The organism is Neobacillus notoginsengisoli, from assembly GCF_003515685.1.
Lineage (GTDB): Bacteria > Bacillota > Bacilli > Bacillales > Cytobacillaceae > Bacillus_D > Bacillus_D notoginsengisoli.
Genome location: NZ_QWEG01000022.1, coordinates 1 through 23794, shown reverse-complemented (window position 1 = coordinate 23794; position 23794 = coordinate 1). Strand labels below are relative to the sequence as shown.

Here is a 23794-nt window from a genome sequence, read left to right as displayed (position 1 = left end):
AATAGGGTTTATAGACCCTTATATATTCTGAAAATACCTAACGGGTAACAAAAGGGTAACATTTCTTGAATAAGGGTCTGAATTAGAGGCTTACCATGAGTTTTTTGAACTTTTGGGAAGCCTCTTTTTTCATCCCGTTGGTCACATGTAGATATACATTTTTTGTTGTATCTTCATCCTTGTGTCCTAATCGTTCCATTTTTTGTGGAATGGATTCATAGGAAGCACATTTAAAACCAGCAGCCTCCAAAGGGAGACTGCTGGCTTGCATTTACAGAGGAACTTAGTCTACCGTTCAATAAATCATTGGTGGGTTTGACAACACAGCTTACCTTTAAAAATTAACGCCTTTTTTGCCTTCCACGATTGGCAGGTTTATAACACTTTGGCCAAGGTGGACATTGAAAGTAGCTCCTGTTGCCGAAGGAAGTGTCCGCTGGTACGCACTTCCTGCGATAATGACTCCGATGCGATGGCCTTTCTTAAAGACATAGTCATGAGGCAATGCGCCCCACTCAAATTTATAATTTTTACCTGGATTTAGTGGATCTGTTGCTAAAAGTGATTTCCAATTTTGCGGATCAAACCAGCCTCTAGAGACAATTTCATACCCTGCTGTACGGAACGTTTTTTCTGTCTCTCGATAGCAAGCATCATCTGTATCGGAACTTTCTCCCCAACAGCTTTCAGTTGCCAATGTTCTGATTCCTTCTCCACTTCCGGTATGATTGACCCTGGTATCCAGTCCATAATCGACAATCATCACGGTTAAATTGGAATTATCTTTATCTACTGTTGCTCGAAGTGAAATTTCCGGTACACCGCTCATACGGGCATCCTCGCTTAGTGGTTCAGTGAGGAAGACTAAACGGTCGCTTTTCACGGTCATTTCATTTGTGACCATCGCCGTTTCTGTTTGCCTCGGGTTGTCTGTAAAGGTTTGCGTGAAATTTCCTTTTACCGGACCAGTTGTTAAAACTCCAGGTGAATTTTCGTTTTCCCCAGGTGCAAAGCGGATTTTCGTTGATTTCACATTTTTCTCCGGCCATGTGGCATGGGTTTCCCAAACATCTGCTGCTCGTTCAATATCTACAGTAGGCTCATCCATGATGCCATTTTTCATGCCAAGGAGCCAGTAGTCAAACCAGCGATGCAGCGTATCGACCCACTCTGCTCTTCGGAAATCAAATGGATCGACGTGGCCTGTTTGCGTTAGCCATAGTTTGCGAGGCACTTCCTCCTTATTTAGTGCTTCCCACCAGTCATTAAAATGGTTCATCTTCACGTTTAAGTCATTTAAACCGTGGATGGCGAAGACGCTGGCCTTTACGTTTTTGATATCTTTTACATAGTTTCTTTCATTCCAAAAATCATTGTAGTCGCCGGTGGCGTCATCTGCGGCTTGATTTACACGATCGAACACATGCTTACATGCTGCTTTTCGGGAACTGTTTACTACCCTGCTTGCCAATCCGCCTGGCCCATTATTATAGTATGTTAGCCCTGCATATCGGTAATAATTATACCAATTGCTAATTGCACCAATCGGAACGATTGTTTTTAAACCTTCTACTCCCGTAGCCGCGACACCATTTGCTAATGTGCCGTCATACGATTTACCAATCATCCCAACATTACCGGTTGTCCACGAGGCCTTTACCACGTTATTATTTTTATCAACTGCCGTTGCCCTTCCATTAAGCCAATCGATGACAACTTTAATACTTTCAATTTCTTCATAACCGCCGGTAGTAGGGCAGCCATCCGATTGGTTGGTTCCTACCATATCCGGCAAGACAACTGCATATCCTCTTGGAACAAAATAATTATCATAATAAAGCGGAAACTTCTCATTAATCCCGTCTTTATCTTTGTCCTTTACCTCACTTTCATTGCCTCTTCCTATACTCTCATAGTAAGGGCTGGCATCCATAATCACAGGTACCTTCAGCCCTGCGTCAGATTCTTTCGGCCGAATGATGTCTACGGCAATTCGATCAGAAACCCCGTTTTCATCCGTGTCAAGGCTTGATTGGACAAAAACAGTTTCGCGGATGGCATCCTTGTAGGAATATTTCGCCTCTGATTTTACATTTGCCAATGAGTTTACTTCATGACTCTTCTTCGGCGCTACTGTTTCAGCATTTGTATAATTCACAGATGATAGCGTTAAAGCAATGGTTGTTACTAATGTAGTTACTAGTGAAAACGCTCTCTTTTTCATTAAATCCCTCCTTTACCCTATTAAATTCAATTGTAGGATATGGAGCGATTTGTAAGTAGTGTATAAATTACCAATTTTGAAACAATTAATTTTATTTAATAGGTGAAAGGACTTACATCTTTTTATGGAGAATAGTCTTTTAAAAAAAAGCTAGTTTTCTAGTAAAATCGATTAATTAACATTCCCACTTCTCGTTCTTCCTTTACTGCGAATAAATTTGGCTAAATATTCTATGGGTCGTTAAATACAGGATTCCATTTCCTTTACGCTTTGGAGAAACCGTCAAAAAGAAGGGGAACTAAGGGGGAACATAAACTCGTATTAAGTTGTTATCTATCGTTCAAAATATTCCATAATAATCCCTCTAAAAGATTGATTTCATGCCATTTAAGCAACATATGTTAATTACAGTTAAAGATGTTACAAAATGAATGGACTATTTTTTGTTTTTGAAATGGAAGGCGTTGACGTTTAGATACTTTACCCGTAAAGTTGCTTATAATCATTTAACCGGAGGAGAACAGATGCAATTCGTTAATAATCTACTACTGAATATGGAGCTAAATCCAAAATTAGTGGAACCTCTTGCGATTATAATCAAGATTCTGCTAATAGGGATGATCTGTATCGTAGCAAATTTTATTTCAAAGAAAATAGTGATCAGAATCATCACTCGTATCGTTACAAACTCCAAAGTCAAGTGGGGTAAAATCATTTTGGAAAAACAAGTTTTCCGAAAGTTATCCCATATGGTTCCTGCGATTATTGTTTATTCGTTAGCTTCAACCTTTTCTACCTATAAATTATTTATTGAGAAATTGGCTATTTCTTATATCATTATTGTAGGGTTAGTGTTTATTCAAAGCTTACTAAATGCGTTTAATGATATTTATCAAACCTTTGAAATATCCAAGGTTAAGCCGATTAAAGGATATATTCAGGTGGTTAACATTATCATCATGACTGTAGGGGTCATCTTAGTGACCTCGAATCTAATCGGTAAGAGTCCTCTTATCCTATTAAGTGGGATTGGTGCGCTTTCGGCCGTTTTAATGTTGGTATTTAAGGATTCGTTATTAGGATTAGTTGCCGGAATTCAGTTGGCGTCAAATGATATGGTACGTGTTGGTGACTGGATTGAAATGCCCAAATATGGAGCAAATGGGGACGTTCTTGATATTTCTTTAAATACGGTAAAGGTACAAAATTTTGACAAAACGATTACGATGATCCCTAGTTATGTCCTTATTTCTGATTCTTTTATCAACTGGAGAGGGATGCAAAGTTCAGGTGGACGGAGAATCAAGCGCACATTGAATATAGATACCAGTAGTATTACGTTTTGCACCGATGAAATGATTGAGAAATTTGTAAAAGTCGATTACCTTTCCGACTACATTATTCAAAAGGAAATGGAAATACAGGAGTACAATGCCAAAAATCAAATCGATCGAAACAATCCTGTGAATGGTAGGGCCCTTACCAATATCGGTGTTTTTAGGGCGTATATCAGCAATTACCTCAAGAATCATGATGGAATCAATCAGAATATGACCTTAATGGTCAGACAGCTGGCTCATAGTGAACACGGGTTACCTTTAGAAATTTATGCATTTACAAATTCCGTACAGTGGGCCGTGTATGAAACGGTGCAATCTGATATTTTTGACCATCTATTTGCCGTTGCGCCAGAGTTTGGACTTAAAGTATTCCAGAATCCCGCTGGGGCTGATTTAAGAAAAATGAAGGATGATTCAAGCAACCAAGCTCTGATTCGCGGGAGAAGCAATTGAGTTAATCAACCCTCAAAACAACACCGACTGTTATAAAAACACAGTCGGTGTTGTTATTCAAATCGCTTAAGCAAAATTCTGGTGACTACATTGGTAACCCATATGTATACGAACTACTCTTCCCTACTTTAACTGCTTGTCTTTAGTTTGATATACTTTCTGATATTATAAAGTGAATGGGTGGTATGATATAATAAAGTGATGCAGTTAGGATTTCGTAACCTAACTAGGTTCATTAGCCATTAAGGCATAGATTCTATTCTCTCTACAATAGAGATCTCTCAGCAATTCATCATTGAATTTGTTGAGAGACCTTTTTTATTATAAAATTGAACTATGTATCTTACTACATGAAAAGCAACAAAATAAGGAACAGCAGCGGATGGACCACGACGAATAAGGAGAATTTTTTTCTTTTTATATAGGTTGAACGAAAGAATTGTACATAGTTGATTGGATCGGAAGGCATGTAGACTCCTGCGGGATTCGGCGGCAAGGTGGAGACCCCACAGGCGCTTTAAGCGCCGAGGAGGCTTCACTGACGCCCCGCGGAAAGCGAAGTGCCTGAAGAGTAAATCAACGACAACGTTCAATAATTAATCTCTTTTTTATATAGAATAAATGGAGGCGTTGATCATTGTTAAGATTTGAAAATGTTTCAAAAGTGTATAAAGGAGGAAAGAAGGCGGTTAATAACTTATCGTTACACTTTAAAAAAGGCGAATTTATTTGCTTTATCGGCCCAAGCGGCTGCGGTAAGTCAACAACGATGAAAATGATTAACCGATTAATTGAACCTTCATCCGGCAGTATCTATATTAATGGTGAAAACATACTCGATAAAGACCCTGTTCAACTTCGCCGGGAGATCGGCTATGTCATTCAGCAAATCGGTCTGTTTCCACACATGACGATACAAGAAAACATTGGGCTTGTCCTAAAGTTACTAAAATGGCCGAAAGAAAAGCGAAATAAAAGGGCAAGAGAATTAATCAACTTAGTCGGTTTGACTCCTGATTACTTGGATCGTTACCCGCATGAACTAAGTGGCGGACAACAGCAGCGTATTGGTGTGTTACGTGCGTTAGCGGCAGATCAGCCGCTTATTTTAATGGACGAGCCATTTGGCGCGCTTGATCCGATTACTCGGGATTCTTTACAAGAGGAGTTTAAAAATTTACAGCAAAAATTAGGGAAAACAATTGTGTTTGTTACCCATGACATGGATGAAGCGCTTAAGCTGGCGGACCGAATTGTGATTTTACGTGATGGTGAATTGGTCCAATGTGATACACCTGAAGAAATTTTGCGCAATCCAGCGAATGACTTTGTAGAAGAATTTATTGGGAAAGACCGGCTCGTACAGGCAAAACCGAACATTTCTACGGTTGAACAAATTATGAATCCGAATCCGATAAAAATTACGAAAGACCGCAAACTATCGGAGGCCATTCAGTTAATGAAGGATACAAGAGTTGATACGTTGCTCGTTGTCAATGAACAGAATAGGTTGGAAGGATTTATTGATGTCGAAATGATTGATCAAAAGCGGAAAAAGAAAAGCTTGGTTGCCGACGCATATGAAGCGGAAATATTTACAGTGACAGAAGGGACACTTGTTCGTAACGCGATTCGCCGCATCTTAAAAAACGGACTGAAATATGTTCCTGTCGTTGACCAAAATAAACGTTTAATTGGAATTATAACAAGAGCAAGTCTTGTCGATATCGTTTATGACTCCATTTGGAGCGAGGATGAGGCTTCACTACAGTAATAATGGAGGGAAATGAGTGGAAAGTATTTTTGATTTTTTGAGCAGTAACGGCTCTGAATTGCTATATAAAACAGGAGAGCATCTCTATATATCATTGATTGCGGCAATCTTGGGAATTATGGTTGCAGTTCCGCTCGGTATCGCTCTAACACGAGTTCCCAAGGTCGCAGGTATTGTCATGGGCATTTTAAGTGTGGTCCAAACTTTCCCGAGCTTTGCAATCTTAGCATTTTTCATACCAATATTTGGAGTGGGGAAAATACCCGCCATTATTGCTTTATTTTTCTATTCAGTCTTGCCGATCCTGCGCAATACGTACATAGGGATAAATGGATTAAATCATGATTTACTTGAAGCTGGCCGAGGAATGGGGATGACTGGATGGGAAAGAATTATGTATGTTGAATTGCCGTTATCCATTCCGGTTATTATGACTGGGATTCGTTTATCGACTGTTTATTTAATTGGCTGGGCAACCCTTGCTTCATATATTGGCGCTGGCGGCTTAGGGGACTATATTTTTAGCGGGCTGAACTTATATCAAGCAGAATTTATTATTGCTGGCGCGGTCCCGGTAACGATTCTTGCTCTGTTAACGGACCTGCTTTTGGGTAAAGTTGAAAGCCTTGCTACGCCAACAGGAATCAAAAAAGTGAAGGAAGCGAAATAAATGGGTAAAAGAAATCGAATAGTTGTGGTTATAGCCATCGTCCTATCGATGGTCCTTAGCGGTTGTTCTCTCCCAGGACTTGCTGGCCATTCTAAAAATACCATTGCCATTGGAACACTAGACACATCGGAATCCCAAATTATAGGGCATATGGTTCGGCTTTTAATTGAACACTATACAGATGCACCTGTATCCATGGTAAATAATCTAGGGTCAACGATCGTCCAGCATAAGGCAATGATGAATGGCGATGTGGATATTACAGCAACAAGGTATACAGGGACGGACTTAGCTGGCGTTTTAGGGATGGAGCCAGAGAAGGATCCGAAGAAAGCACTTGAAATCGTTAAGCGCGAATTTCAAGAAAGGTTTGATCAAACTTGGTTTGATTCATACGGCTTCGCTAACTCCTATGCATTCACCGTAACCAGAGAACTCGGGGAAAAAGAAAACTTGCAAACCGTTTCTGATTTAGCGCCAATTGCTGGAGATTTAAAGTTAGGCGTTGATAATTCCTGGTTAAAGCGAAAAGGCGACGGATATCCGGGCTTTGTAAAGGAGTATGGCTTCCAATTTGGTAATACATTTCCGATGCAAATTGGGCTTGTCTATCAAGCGGCCGCAAGTGGGAAAATGGACGTTGTACTTGCCTATACGACGGACGGGCGGATTAAGGCTTACGATTTGAAAGTATTGGAAGATGATAAACGTTTTTTCCCTCCTTATGATTCATCGCTCGTTGCACGAAATGATGTGTTAAGGAAATATCCAGAACTACGCGAAATTCTGCAGAAACTATCAGGGAAAATTGATACGGAAACGATGCAGGCTCTCAATTATGAGGCTGATGGGAAGATGAAAGAGCCTTCGATCATTGCGAAAGAGTTTTTGGAAGCGGCAAACTATTTTAAATAGGGTGGTGATGTTTTGGAAACGATTCAAGATGTTTTGTTCTATTATTCACAAAATGCTTCTTATGTTTGGGAACAATTTTATCGGCATTTCTTAATGTCCATATATGGGGTGCTATTTGCCGCGATTGTAGCGATTCCTATTGGGATTTTAATCGCACGCTACCGCCAATTAAGTACGTGGGTTATTTCACTTGCGAACATTATCCAAACCATTCCTGCCCTTGCTATGTTAGCAATCCTCATGCTTGTGATGGGGCTTGGCACAAATACTGTCGTGTTTTCACTCTTTCTCTATTCCTTGCTGCCAATCATTAACAACACATACACTGGCATTCGAACTGTCGACCATGCTTTAACTGAAGCTGGAAAGGCGATGGGCATGACGAAATTCCAAGTCCTTTGGATGGTCGAACTCCCGCTTGCGCTTTCTGTCATCATGGCCGGATTACGGACAGCCTTAGTCATTTCGATTGGTGTGGCGACAATTGGAACTTTTATCGGGGCTGGTGGTTTAGGTGACATCATATTACGGGGAACAAATGCTACGAACGGAACAGCAATCATACTAGCAGGTGCGATTCCAACTGCGTTGATGGCTGTATTTGCAGACGTCATTATGGCATGGTTTGAACGAAGATTGTCACCGAGCAGAAAACGAATTTTCAGATGACCTGAGGTTGATTGTTTTAGGAAAATACATGTAGAAAGGAATATGACCTATAGAAAAAACCTTTTCTTTTCAAAATGAATTACCATCACTACCAATCCCTTCTCTAAATAGCACGAAGCTTAAGCTTCTTGAATGGATCAAGCCTTTAGTTTCCGTGGAACAATTTCAAAAAACTACAGAAGTAATTGACCGATTTTTTGAAATAGAGGGAGATGGGGAAAAGCTTCAAAAGAAATTACAAGAATTTGCTCAAAACAGGACAGGAAGCTGGCTTGCTCCTTTTTGGGATGATTTATATTTAACACACCGAAACCCCTTGCCATATAGTTCGAATTTCAATATTCTCATACAAAGTGAAGACTACCAAAATCGTTACTCCTACGCTGAAATGGCTGGGAAAGTGAGTTATTTTGTAACGGAGCTTTATCACGCGATTATCGATGAGAAGGTAGAACCAGATACTTTTAGAGGAAAGCGGCTTGATATGAGCCAATACAACTATTTCTTCCGTTCGATTCGAATCCCTAGGTTGGATAAGGATATCTTTCATGCCGCCGATTTTGATAAAAGAAATAATCATGTTGTTCTCTTCTACCGGAACAATCTTTATAAAGTACCTGTAACAAATCATGAAGGGATGATCTACGATAGCAATGAGATCGTTTCCGCCATTGAAGAAGCCATGAAGGCAAATCCCGTTGAAGGGACAAACGTGGGCGTCTTTACGGCCGCTAACAGAGATGAAGCTGCTAAGGCGTACGACATGCTGAGGGAGTCAAAAGTAAATCAGGAAATTCTCGATTGCATCGCCGATTCACTAGTGGTTATTTCCATTGATGAGGATAGCAATAATCCAGAAGACGCAATTAGGCATCTCATGTTAAATGCGAACAATAAGTATTTTGATAAGACAATCCAAATTATTCTCACGCGGCGCTGTGAATTAGGCTTTAATATTGAGCATTGTGCCGTGGATGGCACATCGATTGCTGCTGTCATTAGCCACGTCAATCAAGGGTTGAAGAACGATCCCCTTCAACCTGTAAAAATAAATGAAAAACCTATTGTTGAAAAGCAAAAATGGGACCTAGATAAAGAAATGGTAGATTTGTTAAATCAATTCAAGCAAGAGTACTTGCAGGAAAAAGAAAACTACGACCTCCAACAAAGCCTATTCACTGACTTCGGTGCGGAAGAGATTAAACAAATGAAATTAAGTCCAGACGCCTTTTTCCACATGGCCTTACAAATCGCTCAATATCGGACATTCGGGAAGTTTACAAGCGTGTACGAACCAGTGGGTGTTCGCTTCTTTTATGAGGGGAGAACGGAATGCGCACGCGCAACGAGTATGGAAAAGCGAAGCGTGGTGGAAGCATTGGAGTACGGAAATGAGGCGAGCGAGTTTCTATACTCACTCATGCAAAAAGCGAGCGATGCCCATTCCGAGCGAATAAGAGATTGTCAAAAAGGCCTCGGTGTTGAACGGCATATGTTTGGCCTTGAACAAATCTTTTACCATTTTGCCGAAGAACTAGGCTTGAAAGAATTGCCTGAGATCTTTAAGGATGAAGGATACTTAACGTTGCGCCATAACTTCCTTTCCACAAGTGGAACGGTATATGATAGTGTGAAATACCGAATGTTCGGCCCTGTCGTTGAAAACGGACATGGAATCGCCTATATCATTAAGGACGATTCAATCTCAATCAACATCTCAAGCTATTCGGAAAACAAAACAGAAGGCAAGCTATTGATGGAGCATTTAATAAATGCATTGCAAGAGTTAAAAGCGATTGCAAAAAAGGAAGTTGGCATGAAACTGGAGCTGCTATAAACGGGTATACAAAAACAGGACGGGAATTTCCGTGCAACGCCTCATACTTGTGCTACAATTAAAATGAATAGTAAGGATAGAGGGGTGCGGAAAATGTACACGGTTCTTACTTATTTTGTTATCCTTTTAGTCATTGTGGTATCCGCATTTGTGACACTTTTTTTCAAGAATGAACTTGAGCGGATGTTCCAGGAAAAAAATGTGGCTGCTTTTCATATATGTAATGTGTTGATTGTTTTAATGGTTGCCTTCGGGGCACATACTGTCATGACCATTTATATGATGGGGAGTAAAATCAATTTGTTCCTGCAATTGGCGATCCTCTTGTTTATGGTCTTGCCAGTTTATGTTGCCGGGCACTTAGCATTTGAAAAATACAAAGCAGTTTATCGAAAATACAATACCGCTGAGGATGGAAAAGTAATCGTCCTTAACGAAAAGTATTTAAAAAAGAAAAAACGGTTTACAAAACTGAAAAATTACAACGCCCTTTCAAAGGAAGATTGAATGATCTTGCTGGAAACTAAATATAAACCGGTTATCGCTTATGTGATAACCGGTTTTTTTACTGCAAAGTTTATTTTATTCTGAGGCTGTTAGTCATCGCAGCCACAATCAAATTCATGGTCATGTTCATGTCCATGATGGTGATGGCGGCGTAAGCGGCAGCAGCATGAAAATTGTCTGTCCCTAATTGGATTGTCCGACGCACATTCATCTTCTTCTGTAAACAAATTGAGATGCCTTAAAAGTGGGGCGAATTCATTGCAAAAAAAGCGGTGCTTGCGGCGGAAATCTTCACATGTAAAGTTGCTCATTCTTTCTTTCCCTCCTTAGCTCGTTTGCTTTACTGTATGCATTGAATGGCCAAGCTGTAAGGGCTATAAGCGGAGGGCAAATAACCAAAAAATAAAGCGGCCGGGCGGGCCTCTTTATTTTTTGTGTTTACCATGTATGATGCACGGCATTTCGATCAGAGCGATAGGCATCAATCAGGATAACAACCGCGGAAATCATGTGCATGACCATCCCGACAAATGGAATCCAGCCAACCAGTGAAGTGATTAGCCCGAGGATGTTACCTGCTTTCGTCTCGTTCTCCCGGACAGCGAATACAATCGTGACGACGTGAAGGATGGCCATGATGAACAATGGTGTCCACGCTGTTGAAAGGATAATGAGCCCGCCGAGGACCGGAATTCCGAGCAACGCTTCAAGCCCGCCAGTCACCCACTTTAAAATTGTCGATGTTCTCAAGTTCTTTTCCCCCTTTATGTGTTACTATTTATTTTACTTTTCTATTTTGCATAACAAAAGGATGCTACTATTATTCTACTTCCACGGTTAAAACATAACAAGTGACGGTGGCCTATTCCCGGGTCATAACAACAAACTCAATTGCCCCCCTCTGAAAACGCATTGTTTCATGAAAGCCGATTTTAGTATACAGACGAATCGCCCTTCTATTAAAGGAAGCTACAGTCAGCCTAGTCGGCACCCCTGGAAAAGTATCCTGCAGATGGGTAAGGATGAAAGAAAAGAATGTGAAGCCCATCCCTTTGCCAGTCAAATTGGGATTCATCCCGATCCCGATATCGATTGATCCCTCTGTATATGCGCCAACGGATGCCCCCGCCGGTACTTGGGCTGATTCACCGATACAAAAGAACCCCGCCAGTTCTCGACCATCACTTAGAACCGCATAATATGGCTGGTCGAGGAGCTCTCTTATTCCTTCGGGCGTAACAGAGTTATTGTAAAAATCGTATGGTGCTTCATACACCCAGCCCAATATCTCGGCCGCCAGCCATTCATTCATCTCGTAAATGATTAATTTCATTTTAATCCCCAGCCAAAAAAACATTTTTTAAAAAATTTGAAACTTTTTACCAATCGAAAACGTCAAATGATGACGGGGTTTTTATCCCTTTTTTTTCTTATGAAAAGTTTTGACAGAATATATAGAATCTTTTTATTTATGTTAAACTTACTATATGGACAAGCAAACTTCAATACTAGAATGCGGGAGGAAAACCATGTCGCTACAATCAAAAAACAGGAATAATATTGAAAAGATTTTAACGAATATAGAAAAGGTGATGACCGGGAAACGGAAAGTTGCCGAGCTTAGCCTCGTCGCCCTTTTGGCGGAAGGCCATGTCCTCCTGGAGGATGTTCCCGGGGTCGGGAAAACGATGATGGTTCGAGCCCTTGCAAAATCCGTCGGCGCCACATTCAGACGAATCCAGTTTACCCCTGATCTGCTTCCTTCCGATGTAACAGGGGTTTCTATTTACAATCCGAAGGAAATGGAATTTCAATTTCGCCCGGGTCCAATTATGGGCAATATCATTCTTGCGGATGAGATTAACAGGACTTCTCCAAAAACCCAATCCGCCCTTCTAGAGGGAATGGAGGAAAGTAGTGTGACCGTTGATGGGGTTACCCATCATCTTGAGAAGCCCTTTTTTGTAATGGCGACCCAGAACCCGATTGAATATGAGGGGACTTATCCGCTTCCAGAGGCGCAGCTGGATCGGTTCCTCCTTAAATTAAAAATGGGCTATCCCGAGATTAATGAAGAGATGGAAGTGCTGAACCGGGCGCAAAAAAACCCGCCAATCGAAGAGTTGGAGCCGGTCGTAACTCTTGAGGAGCTGAGGGAGCTTCAAAGGGAAATTAAAAGTGTTTTCGTTGATGATACGGTCAAACGCTATATCGTCGACATTTCCCACCGGACGAGAATCCATGAAAATGTCTACTTGGGAGCCAGCCCACGCGGATCAATCGGCCTTATGAAAGTAGCCCAGGCATATGCGTTCATATGTGGTCGGGATTATGTGCTGCCAGATGATATCCAATACCTCGCTCCGGCAGTCCTTTCCCACAGGATTATCCTTAAGTCGGAAGCCAAATTTGAAGGGATCACCGCCGAGGAAGTGATCAACCGGGTCGTTGCAAGGGTACCGGTGCCGGTGCAAAGGCTTGTGAAATAATGAGAGCCAGATTCCGGGCACTTAAACACACATGGAAACTGATTGTGCTGATATCCCTTGTCATTCTGGTGTTTTGTTATGCTATGTTCCAAGGCGGGTTTGTCAGCTGGTTCTTATTCTATAGTTTTTTGCCTTTTGCGGTGTACTCGCTGGCCATTGCCTTTTACCCAATGATGAATATGGAACTTCAACGGCTGTTGCCAAAGCAGGAATACGTCGCAGGGGAACCATTAAGGGTCCGCATCGTCTTAAGAAGGGAAACATCCTTTCCGCTCTTTTACTTGCTTGCGGAGGAAGATTTGAGCGGATCCTTTAGAAATGCGGTATTAAAACAGGACAATAAAGCACTTCTGTTTCCTGGCTTTAAAAAAGAAATCATTTTTGATTATGCAATTCATGAACTTCCTCGCGGTGAGCATTATTTCCGTTCAATCAAACTGAAAACAGGCGATTTGCTCGGCCTGATAGAAAAAGAAAAGAAGGCTGATTCAGAAGATAAAATTCTTGTTTATCCATCTTATACAGAAATGATTTACCGCCCCTTTGAAAACCATTTTGACCAAGGGATGGCGGCTTCCAGGGAGCGGGTCCAGCGAGATACAACGATGGCTATTGGGGTCAGGGACTATCAGCCCGGCGACCGGTTTTCGTGGATTAACTGGAAGGCATCGGCGAAGCGGAATGATCTGATGACCAAGGAGTTCGAACAAAGGCAGTCACACGATGTCCTTATCGTCATGGACTGCGCACCGGAGCAGCGTTTTGAGACAATCGTCTCCTTTACCGCTTCAATCGCGAGGGCTATTTTGAAAAAAGGGGCCCAAGCCGGCCTATTGACTGTCAGCAAGGAAAGGACTTCATTTCCGATCAGGAGCGGAGAGGCCCAGCTGCAGTTATTCTTTTACCATCTTGCAAAAATACAGCCTGTCTGCACTGTTACGATGGATAAAGTTTTAGAAGCAGAGCCATTTTATTCTGGCCAAAATGTGACGATCATGCTTGTTACCTCAAACCTAACAAAAGCACTGATTGAAAGGGCGGGACATTTAGGGCAAAAAAAGGGCAAGGTTACAGTGTTCCTGATTAAGAATGAACGGGAGCTACCCACAAACGAAGAGCGTGCTTTAAAGGCGATGGGAATTGCCCGTGGCGTCAGTATTGTCCTGGTTCATGAAAACCAATTTGATTCGGCATTCTCGGAGGTGAGCATGCAGTGAGCACGAACAAGGAAAAGTTCAATTTTTCCTCAATCCTCCTTTATTTAATTGGATTTCTGCTGATCTGGGAATGGCTGAGGCCAATGGGGGAACTGACCGATACGGAGAATATAGAAGTGTTTCTCATCTTCCTTGTCATTGCCTTTGCTGCGGCACTGTTCCAGCTTCCGATGGTTGTCCAGGCATTTATTAAAACCTTTTATATTTTCTATGCCGTTTACAGATTTTATTTTGAGGGCGGCTTCTTGCGCCCGGAATGGTTAGGACTCTTCTTTTCGGATGTAAAATATAATCTTGGCCTGCTCCTTGGCCGCGATTTTCAACAGTTTACGAATGTTTTTCGTACCGTCCTGTTTTTCCTGCTGCTTTGGCTAATGGTTTATCTCATTCAGTACTGGCTGTTGAACAGGCGGAAAATTTTTGTTTTCTTCCTGATGACGATTATTTATATTTCTGTCCTGGATACCTTTACAACCTTTAAAGGGAACGGGTCCATTATCAGGACAGTTGTATTAGGATTTACTGTAATGGGCATTCTGACGTATTTGCGCCTCGTGGCCGAAGGAAAGCTGCGTGGCGATGGGACTCTTGCCGGTAAATGGATGCTGCCACTCGCCGGAATGGTCATTTTTAGTGCGGCTGTCGGCCTTGCAGCACCGAAGGCAGCCCCCATTTGGCCCGATCCGGTTCCTTTTTTGAAATCTTTCAATGAAAATAGCGGTAGTGGCGGAACTGGCGGTATCGCGAGAATTGGTTATGGGACGAATGACTCCAGGCTTGGGGGGCCTTTTTTGCCGGATGATACAGTCGTTTTCAGGGCTGATAGTGAGAGCCGCCAATACTGGAGGGTTGAAACAAAGGATGTATATACCGGGAAGGGATGGATACTTTCCGACCAGGTAAAGGGTGGGGAAGGGTTTAGCCAAGATGATCCGTTCCCGCTTGGGGGCTTCCCTCCAAATGTAAAAACGGAAGAGCAAGCCGCAAAGGTCTATATCGAATTTAAGTACCCCCATATTGTCTATCCGCAGGGCACTAAAAAAGTCGCCGCAAGGTATGGGGTGAGTTTCCTTTATAATCCTGTGAGTGAAAAAATCCGGCCCATGGAGCCTTGGAATGAACCAGCGGAACTGGATGATTACGGGTTTATTTATGATGTGCCTGCTTATAAGATGGATGATTTGAAATGGGCGGATGGAACTGACCTTGCGGAAATGCCTGAAGACTTTTTTGAACGCTTTACCCAGCTGCCGCCTTCTTTGCCTGACAGGGTAAGGGATTTGGCTGCAGAAATTACAAAAGACAAGCTAAATTGGTACGAAAAGGCAAAGGCAGTTGAAAGTTATTTTGCGTCAAGTGAATTTACGTATGACCAAAAGAATGTCGCGGTACCGGACAAAAATCAGGACTATGTTGACCAATTCCTGTTTGATACGAAGACAGGGTATTGCGATAATTTTTCAACTTCCATGGTTACAATGCTTAGAAGTATCGGTATCCCCGCGCGCTGGGTAAAGGGATATACGTATGGGGAAGCAAAGTCATTTGGTGATGGCGATTCCAAGAAGCGTCTTTATGAAGTAACGAACAATGATGCCCATTCATGGGTTGAAGTCTATTTGCCGAACCTTGGCTGGCTTCCATTTGAACCGACGAAGGGTTTCTCGAACAGCATTCAAATTGATATTGATAGAGATACAGATTCTTCAGGGAAAACACCGGCTGCAACGCCTGACAAAAAAGACAGCAATCCCCAGGACCGGCTGAACCGGCTTGAAGAGAATGACCCGATTCCGCAACAATTGAAAGCGAATAAGAGCCCGCTGGAAAAGGCGAGAATCTTTATGAAGAATGAGTGGAAGTGGCTTGCTGCATGCTTGGCGATTATAGTTGCAGTGGGATGGTTCATTTATAGCAAAAGGGGAAGGTGGCTTCCATATTACCTCATCTACCGGTATAAGTTTTCCAAGAACGATGATCAATTTGGCAAGGCGTACCTGACTTTGCTTGAGCAGCTGAAAAGGTTTGGCCTTAAAAGGGATGAGGGACAGACACTAAGGAATTATGCAGGCTATATCGACCGATTCTTCGCGACGAAAGAGATGGGTAAACTGACAGCCAGGTATGAGCAGTTCTTATACAGGAAGGAGCTTCCTGAGGGAACGTGGCTAGAAACAAAGCAATTGTGGGAAAATTTAATTAAAAAGACAATCTCTTGACCGGAATTTTTCGTACAGATACAATGGGTTAATAGAAATTTAAATGAATCTGTACGACTCCTTCATATATCCTCGATGATATGGTTCGAAAGTCTCTACCGGGCCGCCGTAAATGGCCTGACTATGAAGGCAGAAATTTCGGGAAGACTATGCATGTGGAATCGGATTTCTGCCTTCTTTTTTGCAAAAAAGAAGGGGAAGTCCGATTTTTTATTGTAAAAAACCTTATTGTGTATACTAAAAAGAGAGAAAGAGGTGGAGCATTTGTCTGGAAAAACAGAACTTCAAAACCAGGAATTGATCGTGGTTCTCGACTTCGGGAGCCAATATAACCAGCTGATTACGAGAAGAATCAGGGAATTTGGCGTTTATAGCGAGCTTCATCCGCATACGATCACTGCTGAGGAAATTAAAGCAATGAATCCGAAGGGGATCATTTTCTCCGGCGGCCCGAACAGCGTATATGACGAAAATGCCTTCCGCTGTGACGAAAGAATTTTTGAACTGGGGCTCCCTGTGCTCGGAATCTGTTATGGGATGCAGCTGATGGCTGTCCATTTCGGCGGCGGCGTTGAACGGGCGAAAAACCGTGAATATGGAAAAGCTTCCATTGCGGTTGGGAATGAATCTGCCTTGTTCAAAGGCCTTCCAGAAACACAAGTTGTCTGGATGAGCCATGGTGACTTGGTCACTCAAGTACCGCCGGGCTTCACTGTCGATGCGAACAGTCCTTCTTGCCCAATCTCTTCAATGAGTGACGAAGGACGCAAGCTTTACGGTGTCCAGTTCCATCCTGAGGTCCGCCATTCGGTTCATGGAAATGAACTACTTAAGAATTTCGTTTTAGGTGTATGCGGCTGCAGCGGGACATGGTCAATGGAAAACTTTATTGAAATTGAAATGGAAAAAATCCGCCAGACGGTTGGAGACAAAAAAGTCCTTTGCGCGCTAAGCGGCGGAGTGGATTCCTCGGTCGTCGCCGTCCTAATCCATAAAGCGATTGGCGATCAGCTGACATGTATTTTCGTTGACCACGGCTTACTTCGAAAAGGTGAGGCTGACCAGGTCATGAAAACTTTCGCGGACGGTTTCCATATGAATGTCATCAAGGTGGATGCCCGTGAACGGTTTATGGAGAAGCTCCGCGGCGTTTCCGATCCTGAGCAAAAACGGAAAATTATCGGAAACGAGTTCATTTATGTATTCGACGATGAAGCGCATAAGCTGGAAGGAATTGATTTCCTTGCCCAAGGTACGCTTTATACCGATATTATTGAAAGCGGAACGGCTACGGCCCAAACGATTAAATCACACCATAACGTCGGCGGCCTACCTGAGGATATGCAATTTAAGCTGATCGAACCTCTAAGCACCCTCTTTAAAGATGAAGTTCGGGCGCTTGGGACAGAGCTTGGGATTCCGGATGAAATCGTCTGGAGGCAGCCTTTCCCTGGACCGGGGCTTGGGATTCGTGTACTCGGTGAAATTACGGAGGACAAGCTTGAAATTGTCCGGGAGTCCGATGCGATTTTGCGTGAGGAAATACGGCTTGCGGGGCTGGAGCGTGAAGTATGGCAATACTTTACGGTCCTGCCAAATATCCGCAGTGTAGGTGTGATGGGCGATACAAGAACGTATGATTATACAATCGGTATCCGCGCGGTTACGTCAATCGACGGCATGACCTCCGATTGGGCCCGCATTCCTTGGGATGTATTGGAGAAAATCTCTACGCGCATCGTCAATGAAGTTGCGCATGTCAACCGTGTAGTCTACGACATTACTTCAAAGCCGCCGGCGACGATTGAGTGGGAGTAAGGATACGGATTTCTAACGTACGATGACTCCATTTTTATTGTCAAATGTTCGTATTTCTTGTTGACTGTTTTTGTTTTAGCTGATAAAATTTCAAGGTAATTATAGATTGCTTCGTATAATACTGGGGATATGGCCCAGAAGTTTCTACCAAGCTGCCGTAAAGAGCTTGACTACGAGGTGTGTGTAAAGGGAACTTTTCTGCCCATTTATTTATGCATGCTTCGTGTCAGCGTCCCGGCAACTTTAGCCGGGGCGTTTTTTCGTTCCCGGCATAAAAACGGTTTTTAGTGCCGGTATATAAATTAGGGGGATTCTGATGAAGAAGTATTTTATGTTCGATGAACTGGGCACGAATTACCGCCGCGAGATTATTGGCGGACTGACAACGTTTCTGGCGATGGCTTACATTCTTGTTGTTAACCCGCTTACGTTGACACTAGCGAATGTGGAGGGTCTCCCAGATTCTGCACGGATGGATTATGGAGCGGTGTTTGTAGCAACAGCGCTTGCTGCAGCCGTTGGTTCAATCATCATGGGTTTGGTCGGTAAATACCCGATTGCCCTTGCGCCGGGAATGGGACTCAATGCATTCTTTGCCTATTCTGTTATTCTTGGTCACGGTGCGCCATGGCAGCATGCACTTGCGGCCGTGTTCATTTCAAGTGTGTTTTTCCTGCTGCTGACCCTTTCCGGGCTGCGTGAAAAACTCATCAATGCAATACCGGTTGAGCTCAAATATGCAGTGGGTGCCGGGATTGGCCTGTTCATTACGTTTGTCGGACTGACCAATGCCAAAATTATTATAAAGAATGATGCAACACTTGTTGGTCTTGGACATTTAGGAAGTCCAGAAACACTCTTGGCACTCTTTGGTCTGTTAATTACCGTTATTATGATGACGAGAGGTATTAAAGGGGCCGTGTTTTACGGAATGATTGTGACCGTCATTATTGGAATTATTTTTAAGCTTATTGATCCTCCAACACAAATTGTTGGGGCTGTTCCAAGCATTGACCCGACATTTGGGGCGCTTTTCAGCTCGTTTAACGATAGTTCTTTTTATACGACGGCTATGTTGGGTATCGTCATGACATTCCTGTTCGTAGACTTCTTTGATAACGCCGGTACATTGGTAGCTGTTGCTAACCAAGCCGGACTCATGAAAGACAACAAGCTGCCGCGGGCGGGCCGTGCCCTTTTCGCCGATTCAGTTGCCTCGTTGGTCGGTTCCATTTTTGGTACATCAACGACAACTTCCTATATTGAATCGTCCGCTGGGGTTGCCTCGGGCGCAAGGTCAGGTTTTGCAGCGATTATCACAGCGGGATGTTTCCTCCTGTCCATTTTCTTTTTCCCGCTTCTGTCCATCGTTACAGCTCCAGTTACAGCGCCGGCATTGATTATCGTAGGTGTTTTGATGGTTTCATCATTAGGCAATATTAACTGGAAAAGATTCGAGATTGCTGTTCCAGCCTTCTTGACGATTATTACGATGCCACTTTCCTACAGCATCGCAACTGGCATCGCGGCTGGATTTCTCTTCTATCCGATTACAATGCTGGTCGCGGGTAAAAGAAAAGAAATACATCCTATCATGTATCTTTTCTTTATTATCTTCCTGCTGTATTTTATTTTCTTGACTGAATAAATTACAAAAGCGCAAGCGCCTCGTGACAGGCAAAAAGCGCCTGTCCCTGCGATGATTATTCTGGGGAGCTTTCCTTTGTGGTCATCGCCGTACAAACTGGAAGGGCTTCGACTGAGATAAAGGAATCACGAAGAGCGTAAGCGATTCGATGATGACTTATCGTAGGGAGGAGATCTGAAGTTTGCTAGGCGATAGGCGCTGAAGCTAGATGACAAAGACTGGCTTCTTAAGCCGGTCTTCTTTTTGCAAAAAATGCCTTAATCTCTATGTAGTTGACGAACGCTGACGGCTCTTATACGATGGGAATACTATGCAAGAAGCGGGGATGTAAACGATGTCAACAACATTGGCTATTAACAAAATATTGAATAACAATGTCCTGATTGCGGACCATCCGGATTACGGCGAAGTTGTCCTAATTGGCAAAGGAATCGGTTTTAACCGTAAGCAGAATGAGTTACTGGATGCCGCAGCCGCTGAAAAAGTCTTTGTTCTGAAAAACGAGAAGGAGCAAATGAACTACATTAAGCTTCTTCCTTTCCTGGAAGAGGAGTTGCAGCAGCTGATTATATCTGCCATTGAACTGATCAAAAAAGAGGCAGGTGAATCCTTGAATGAACATATTCATGTTGCCCTTACAGATCACTTAATGTTTACGGTCAGCCGGGTTGCGAATGGGATGGAAATTCGCAATCCATTTTTAATAGAAACGAAAACCCTTTACCCTCTTGAATATAAAATTGCAAAAGACGTCCTTCAGTTATTTGAAGAAAAGGCCGGGATTTTGCTGCCGGAAGGAGAAGCGGGCTTTATCGCGCTCCATATCCACAGTGCCTTAACGAACAGGGAGCTTTCCGAAGTGAACCAGTACTCCCAACTTGTGACGACTTTGGTACAAATGATTGAAGACCAGCTTGGGATAACCATTGATAAAGAAAGTGTAGAATACATGAGACTCGTGCGCCACTTGCGTTTTGCCATCGAACGCGTAAAATCCGGTGAAAAGGTTGAAGAGCCGAAAGCGATATCATTACTATTGAAAAAGGAATATCCATTATGCTATAATCTGTCGTGGAAACTCATTAAAGTAATGCAGCAAACATTAAAGATGCCGGTCTACGATGCTGAGGCGGTTTATCTGACGATGCATTTGCAACGGCTTCAAAAGAAAACAAAATAGCAATCATTTTCTTGCGTGTTACTGATTCGATCAGGCATGAGCACAGAAAATAATTGGATGGAAATTGAGGAGTAACGCCCTCTTTTTTTACAGGTATAGTATGCCTGTATTCTGTTCAGTTCTTTTCTATGCTCATGCCTTTTTTATTTGCTCTTTTGTCTCCGCTTACTTTATTGGGCAAAAACATATAGGAGGGTTTACAATGTTTAAAAAAATATTTGGCGTTTTGCAAAAAATCGGTAAAGCGCTCATGCTGCCGGTCGCTCTTTTACCAGCTGCGGGTTTATTGCTGGGTATTGGCAACGCGATGCAACAAGAAACAACCCTTAATTACTTGCCGTTTCTGAATGCACATTGGATTCAGTTAACAGCTAGTGTAATGGAGGACGCGGGAGGGATTATTTTTGGTAACCTCGCGCTGATTTTTGCTGCTGGCGTTGCGATTGGGCTGGCGGCTGATGGCGCGGCTGCACTCGCTGCAATCGTCGGTTATCTCGTTTTGAATCAAGTCATGAGTTCGTGGCTTGGCGTTACTGGTGAAATGATTGCGAAAGACCCAAGTTTCGCAAGTGTGTTAGGAATACCTACACTGCAAACAGGGGTATTCGGCGGGATTATCGTAGGACTTATTGCCGCGTTTTGCTATAACCGATACCATGATATTGAAATGCCTTCGTTCCTCGGCTTTTTTGCAGGGAAACGGTTCGTACCTATTGTTACAGCGGCTGCATCTCTAGTGGCAGGCCTTTTGCTTTTGGTCGTCTGGCCTCCAGTACAGGAAGCGATGAATAGTGCTTCCCTATGGCTGATGGGAAGCGGGACGTATATTGCGGCTTTCTTCTTTGGATTTATTAAACGCTTGCTCATACCGTTCGGGCTGCATCATATTTTCCATGCGCCATTCTGGTATGAATTTGGTTCCTATACGACAGCCTCAGGCCAAATCGTCCGCGGGGATATGACGATTTTCTTCTCTCAATTGAAGGATGGCGTCGATATTACTGCAGGTAATTTCATGGCTGGGGAATTTCCTATTATGATGTTCGGGCTCCCTGCTGCGGCGTTAGCTATGTACCATACGGCACGAACTGAAAAGAAAAAAATAGTAGCCGGTTTGCTTGGGTCTGCTGCATTAACATCCTTCTTAACAGGAATTACAGAGCCAATAGAATTTTTATTTATGTTTGTATCACCACTCCTTTTTGTGATCCATGCAGTTCTTGACGGACTTGCATTTGTATTAATGGCTGCATTTGATGTCAATTTGGGCTATACTTTCTCAGGCGGCGCGATCGACTTCTTCCTGTTCGGGGTCCTGCCAGGCAGGGAACCTTGGTGGATTACGATACTATTAGGAATTGGGTTTGCCGTTGTGTATTACTTTATATTCCGTTTTGCTATCATTAAGTTCAATTTGAAAACTCCGGGCCGTGAACTCACAGAAGATGAAGGGGAAACGCGGGAAAAAGGAAACGGAAAAGCGGGGGACCTTCCATTTAATATTCTTGAAGCAATGGGCGGAAAAGAAAATATCTCCCATCTAGATGCTTGCATTACAAGGCTGCGTGTTTCAGTTAAGGACATTAATAATGTTGATAAGAAAAAGCTGAAAGAACTTGGTGCAGCGGGAGTCATGGAAGTCGGAAATAATATTCAAGCCATTTTTGGACCGCGCTCGGAAACAATCAAAGGACAGATGAAGGATATTATGAGTGGTAAAAGGCCGAGGGTTGTGGAAACAAATCAATCCGCGGAAGTTGTCCAGCAAATTGAGGAAGTTAATCCTGCGGCTTTGCAAAATGAAGCCAGCAGAGGAACGGATTTTAAGGTTGTTTCTCCTATAAAGGGTGAAATCAAATCAATCACTGAAGTTCCCGATCAAGTATTTGCCGGCAAAATGATGGGGGATGGCTTTGCGATAGAGCCTTCCGAAGGACTTGTTGTTTCACCGGTTGACGGAAAAATCATCAATCTGTTCCCAACAAAACATGCGATTGGGATTTTATCTGATGCAGGCAAAGAAATTTTGATACACGTCGGAATAGATACGGTAAATCTGAAGGGTGAAGGCTTTGAATCACTTGTTCAGGAGAATGATGTGATTAAAAGAGGCCAGCCTCTGTTAAAGTTCGATTTAGACTTTATCAAAAAGAATGCAACATCTACAATTACCCCAATTGTATTTACGAATCTTCGCGAAGGAGAAAGCATCCAGATTAAAAAACCTGGAATCGTTGCTGCGGGTGAAGAAGGGATTATTTCAATAGAATAGATGTTTAAAAAAGCGCCGGGCGGGACGATTTCTGCAGCCGGCGCTTTTTAATTTATGTGGAATTCATCAGAAGGATCGGCTTGCGGCATTACCTGCGTATTGAGAAAAATAATGAAGTATATTATAGAAGAAGGTCAAAAGAACACACTGGATGTTTTGTGAGGCATTCAGGAAAAATTTGGTAAGGTATATTTTGTTGACGGAAATTACATGCGGTGCTATTATAAGAAAACACTAGGAGAGAACAGGTTTTCACTACAATATTTTTCATAAACCTTTAAAAAAGCTGTTGACAGCTGTTAATCCGGGTGGTATATTTAGAAAGTTGCCTCGTCGGCAAGTGATTCACTCAGCAAAAACGAGTTGAAAAAAGTTGTTGACAAAGCGACTCAGAAAATGTTATACTAGAATAGTTGTTTCCGAAAATATTGTTCCTTGAAAACTAAACAAACAAGCGTCAACAAACAATAATATAGTGATCTTCGGATCACTAGCCAACGTAACTTTATGAGCTAAACTCATACTCTTTCTTGGAGAGTTTGATCCTGGCTCAGGACGAACG

The 23794-nt window shown here is 42.7% G+C and carries 18 protein-coding genes and 2 riboswitches; of the genes, 14 read left to right on the top strand and 4 right to left on the bottom strand.

Annotated features, from left to right (window positions below):
- Positions 1-334 precede the first annotated feature (334 nt).
- Positions 335-2224: a Xaa-Pro dipeptidyl-peptidase gene (locus D1B31_RS22015; protein WP_118924546.1), complete on the bottom strand. Its 1890-nt coding sequence runs from the start codon at positions 2222-2224 to the stop codon at positions 335-337.
- A 524-nt stretch (positions 2225-2748) separates the two neighbouring features.
- Here D1B31_RS22015 and D1B31_RS22010 point away from each other — a divergent pair.
- The 7 genes from D1B31_RS22010 (at position 2749) to D1B31_RS21980 (ending at position 10389) form a co-directional block, all read left to right on the top strand.
- Positions 2749-4017, top strand: coding sequence for a mechanosensitive ion channel family protein (locus tag D1B31_RS22010; protein ID WP_118924544.1), 1269 nt, complete (start codon positions 2749-2751; stop codon positions 4015-4017).
- 637 nt (positions 4018-4654) lie between these two features.
- Positions 4655-5791: a betaine/proline/choline family ABC transporter ATP-binding protein gene (locus D1B31_RS22005; protein WP_118924542.1), complete on the top strand. Its 1137-nt coding sequence runs from the start codon at positions 4655-4657 to the stop codon at positions 5789-5791.
- 16 nt (positions 5792-5807) lie between these two features.
- Complete coding sequence (locus D1B31_RS22000) at positions 5808-6461, top strand: ABC transporter permease (RefSeq protein ID WP_240035390.1); 654 nt, start codon at positions 5808-5810, stop codon at positions 6459-6461.
- On the top strand, positions 6462-7376 hold the full coding sequence (locus D1B31_RS21995) for an osmoprotectant ABC transporter substrate-binding protein (protein ID WP_118924540.1): 915 nt from the start codon (positions 6462-6464) through the stop codon (positions 7374-7376).
- Positions 7377-7388: 12 nt separating this feature from the next.
- Entirely contained in the window at positions 7389-8045 is a 657-nt protein-coding gene (locus tag D1B31_RS21990; RefSeq protein ID WP_118924538.1) for an ABC transporter permease, read from the top strand.
- 49 nt (positions 8046-8094) lie between these two features.
- On the top strand, positions 8095-9882 hold the full coding sequence (locus D1B31_RS21985) for a choline/carnitine O-acyltransferase (protein ID WP_118924536.1): 1788 nt from the start codon (positions 8095-8097) through the stop codon (positions 9880-9882).
- Positions 9883-9975: 93 nt separating this feature from the next.
- Positions 9976-10389, top strand: a complete 414-nt coding sequence (locus tag D1B31_RS21980; RefSeq protein ID WP_118924534.1) for a hypothetical protein — start codon at positions 9976-9978, stop codon at positions 10387-10389.
- A gap of 70 nt (positions 10390-10459) precedes the next feature.
- On the opposite strand, the gene D1B31_RS25090 is transcribed toward D1B31_RS21980, so the two are convergent.
- The 3 genes from D1B31_RS25090 to D1B31_RS21965 form a co-directional block, all read right to left on the bottom strand.
- Positions 10460-10594, bottom strand: coding sequence for a hypothetical protein (locus D1B31_RS25090; protein ID WP_275670739.1), 135 nt, complete (start codon positions 10592-10594; stop codon positions 10460-10462).
- Positions 10595-10827: 233 nt separating this feature from the next.
- Positions 10828-11139 (bottom strand): hypothetical protein, encoded by a 312-nt coding sequence (locus D1B31_RS21970; protein ID WP_118924530.1) that lies wholly within the window; start codon positions 11137-11139, stop codon positions 10828-10830.
- 112 nt (positions 11140-11251) lie between these two features.
- Positions 11252-11722 carry a GNAT family N-acetyltransferase gene (locus tag D1B31_RS21965; RefSeq protein WP_118924528.1) on the bottom strand — a complete coding sequence of 157 codons (471 nt, stop codon included), beginning with the start codon at positions 11720-11722 and terminating at the stop codon, positions 11252-11254.
- A gap of 196 nt (positions 11723-11918) precedes the next feature.
- On the opposite strand from D1B31_RS21965, the gene D1B31_RS21960 reads away from it, so the two are divergent.
- The 7 genes from D1B31_RS21960 (at position 11919) to ptsG (ending at position 23232) form a co-directional block, all read left to right on the top strand.
- The gene (locus tag D1B31_RS21960; RefSeq protein WP_118924526.1) at positions 11919-12878 is read left to right on the top strand and encodes an AAA family ATPase; all 960 of its coding nucleotides are present in this window, start codon (positions 11919-11921) and stop codon (positions 12876-12878) included.
- Positions 12878-14095 carry a DUF58 domain-containing protein gene (locus tag D1B31_RS21955; protein ID WP_118924524.1) on the top strand — a complete coding sequence of 406 codons (1218 nt, stop codon included), beginning with the start codon at positions 12878-12880 and terminating at the stop codon, positions 14093-14095. Before D1B31_RS21960 ends, D1B31_RS21955 begins: the two co-directional genes overlap by 1 nt.
- Positions 14092-16314: a transglutaminase TgpA family protein gene (locus D1B31_RS21950; RefSeq protein WP_118924522.1), complete on the top strand. Its 2223-nt coding sequence runs from the start codon at positions 14092-14094 to the stop codon at positions 16312-16314. Before D1B31_RS21955 ends, D1B31_RS21950 begins: the two co-directional genes overlap by 4 nt.
- A 42-nt stretch (positions 16315-16356) precedes the next feature.
- Positions 16357-16458, top strand: a riboswitch (purine riboswitch).
- Between the two features lie 120 nt (positions 16459-16578).
- On the top strand, positions 16579-18132 hold the full coding sequence (gene guaA, locus D1B31_RS21945) for a glutamine-hydrolyzing GMP synthase (protein ID WP_118924520.1): 1554 nt from the start codon (positions 16579-16581) through the stop codon (positions 18130-18132).
- 91 nt (positions 18133-18223) lie between these two features.
- A riboswitch (purine riboswitch) is annotated at positions 18224-18325 on the top strand.
- A gap of 123 nt (positions 18326-18448) precedes the next feature.
- Positions 18449-19780, top strand: a complete 1332-nt coding sequence (locus tag D1B31_RS21940) for an NCS2 family permease (RefSeq protein ID WP_118924518.1) — start codon at positions 18449-18451, stop codon at positions 19778-19780.
- Between the two features lie 334 nt (positions 19781-20114).
- Positions 20115-20960, top strand: a complete 846-nt coding sequence (glcT, locus tag D1B31_RS21935) for a glucose PTS transporter transcription antiterminator GlcT (protein ID WP_118924515.1) — start codon at positions 20115-20117, stop codon at positions 20958-20960.
- 202 nt (positions 20961-21162) lie between these two features.
- Complete coding sequence (gene ptsG, locus D1B31_RS21930) at positions 21163-23232, top strand: glucose-specific PTS transporter subunit IIBC (protein WP_118924513.1); 2070 nt, start codon at positions 21163-21165, stop codon at positions 23230-23232.
- The last annotated feature ends 562 nt before the right edge of the window (positions 23233-23794 follow it).

What these genes read in the sequence shown, in the direction of transcription:
- D1B31_RS22015 (WP_118924546.1), bottom strand. Translation starts at nt 2,224, where the DNA reads ATGAAAAAGAGAGCGTTTTCACTAGTAACTACATTAGTAACAACCATT.
- D1B31_RS22010 (WP_118924544.1), top strand. Translation starts at nt 2,749, where the DNA reads ATGCAATTCGTTAATAATCTACTACTGAATATGGAGCTAAATCCAAAA.
- D1B31_RS21995 (WP_118924540.1), top strand. Translation starts at nt 6,462, where the DNA reads ATGGGTAAAAGAAATCGAATAGTTGTGGTTATAGCCATCGTCCTATCG.
- D1B31_RS21980 (WP_118924534.1), top strand. Translation starts at nt 9,976, where the DNA reads ATGTACACGGTTCTTACTTATTTTGTTATCCTTTTAGTCATTGTGGTA.
- D1B31_RS21965 (WP_118924528.1), bottom strand. Translation starts at nt 11,722, where the DNA reads ATGAAATTAATCATTTACGAGATGAATGAATGGCTGGCGGCCGAGATA.
- D1B31_RS21960 (WP_118924526.1), top strand. Translation starts at nt 11,919, where the DNA reads ATGTCGCTACAATCAAAAAACAGGAATAATATTGAAAAGATTTTAACG.
- D1B31_RS21955 (WP_118924524.1), top strand. Translation starts at nt 12,878, where the DNA reads ATGAGAGCCAGATTCCGGGCACTTAAACACACATGGAAACTGATTGTG.
- D1B31_RS21940 (WP_118924518.1), top strand. Translation starts at nt 18,449, where the DNA reads ATGAAGAAGTATTTTATGTTCGATGAACTGGGCACGAATTACCGCCGC.
- glcT (WP_118924515.1), top strand. Translation starts at nt 20,115, where the DNA reads ATGTCAACAACATTGGCTATTAACAAAATATTGAATAACAATGTCCTG.
- ptsG (WP_118924513.1), top strand. Translation starts at nt 21,163, where the DNA reads ATGTTTAAAAAAATATTTGGCGTTTTGCAAAAAATCGGTAAAGCGCTC.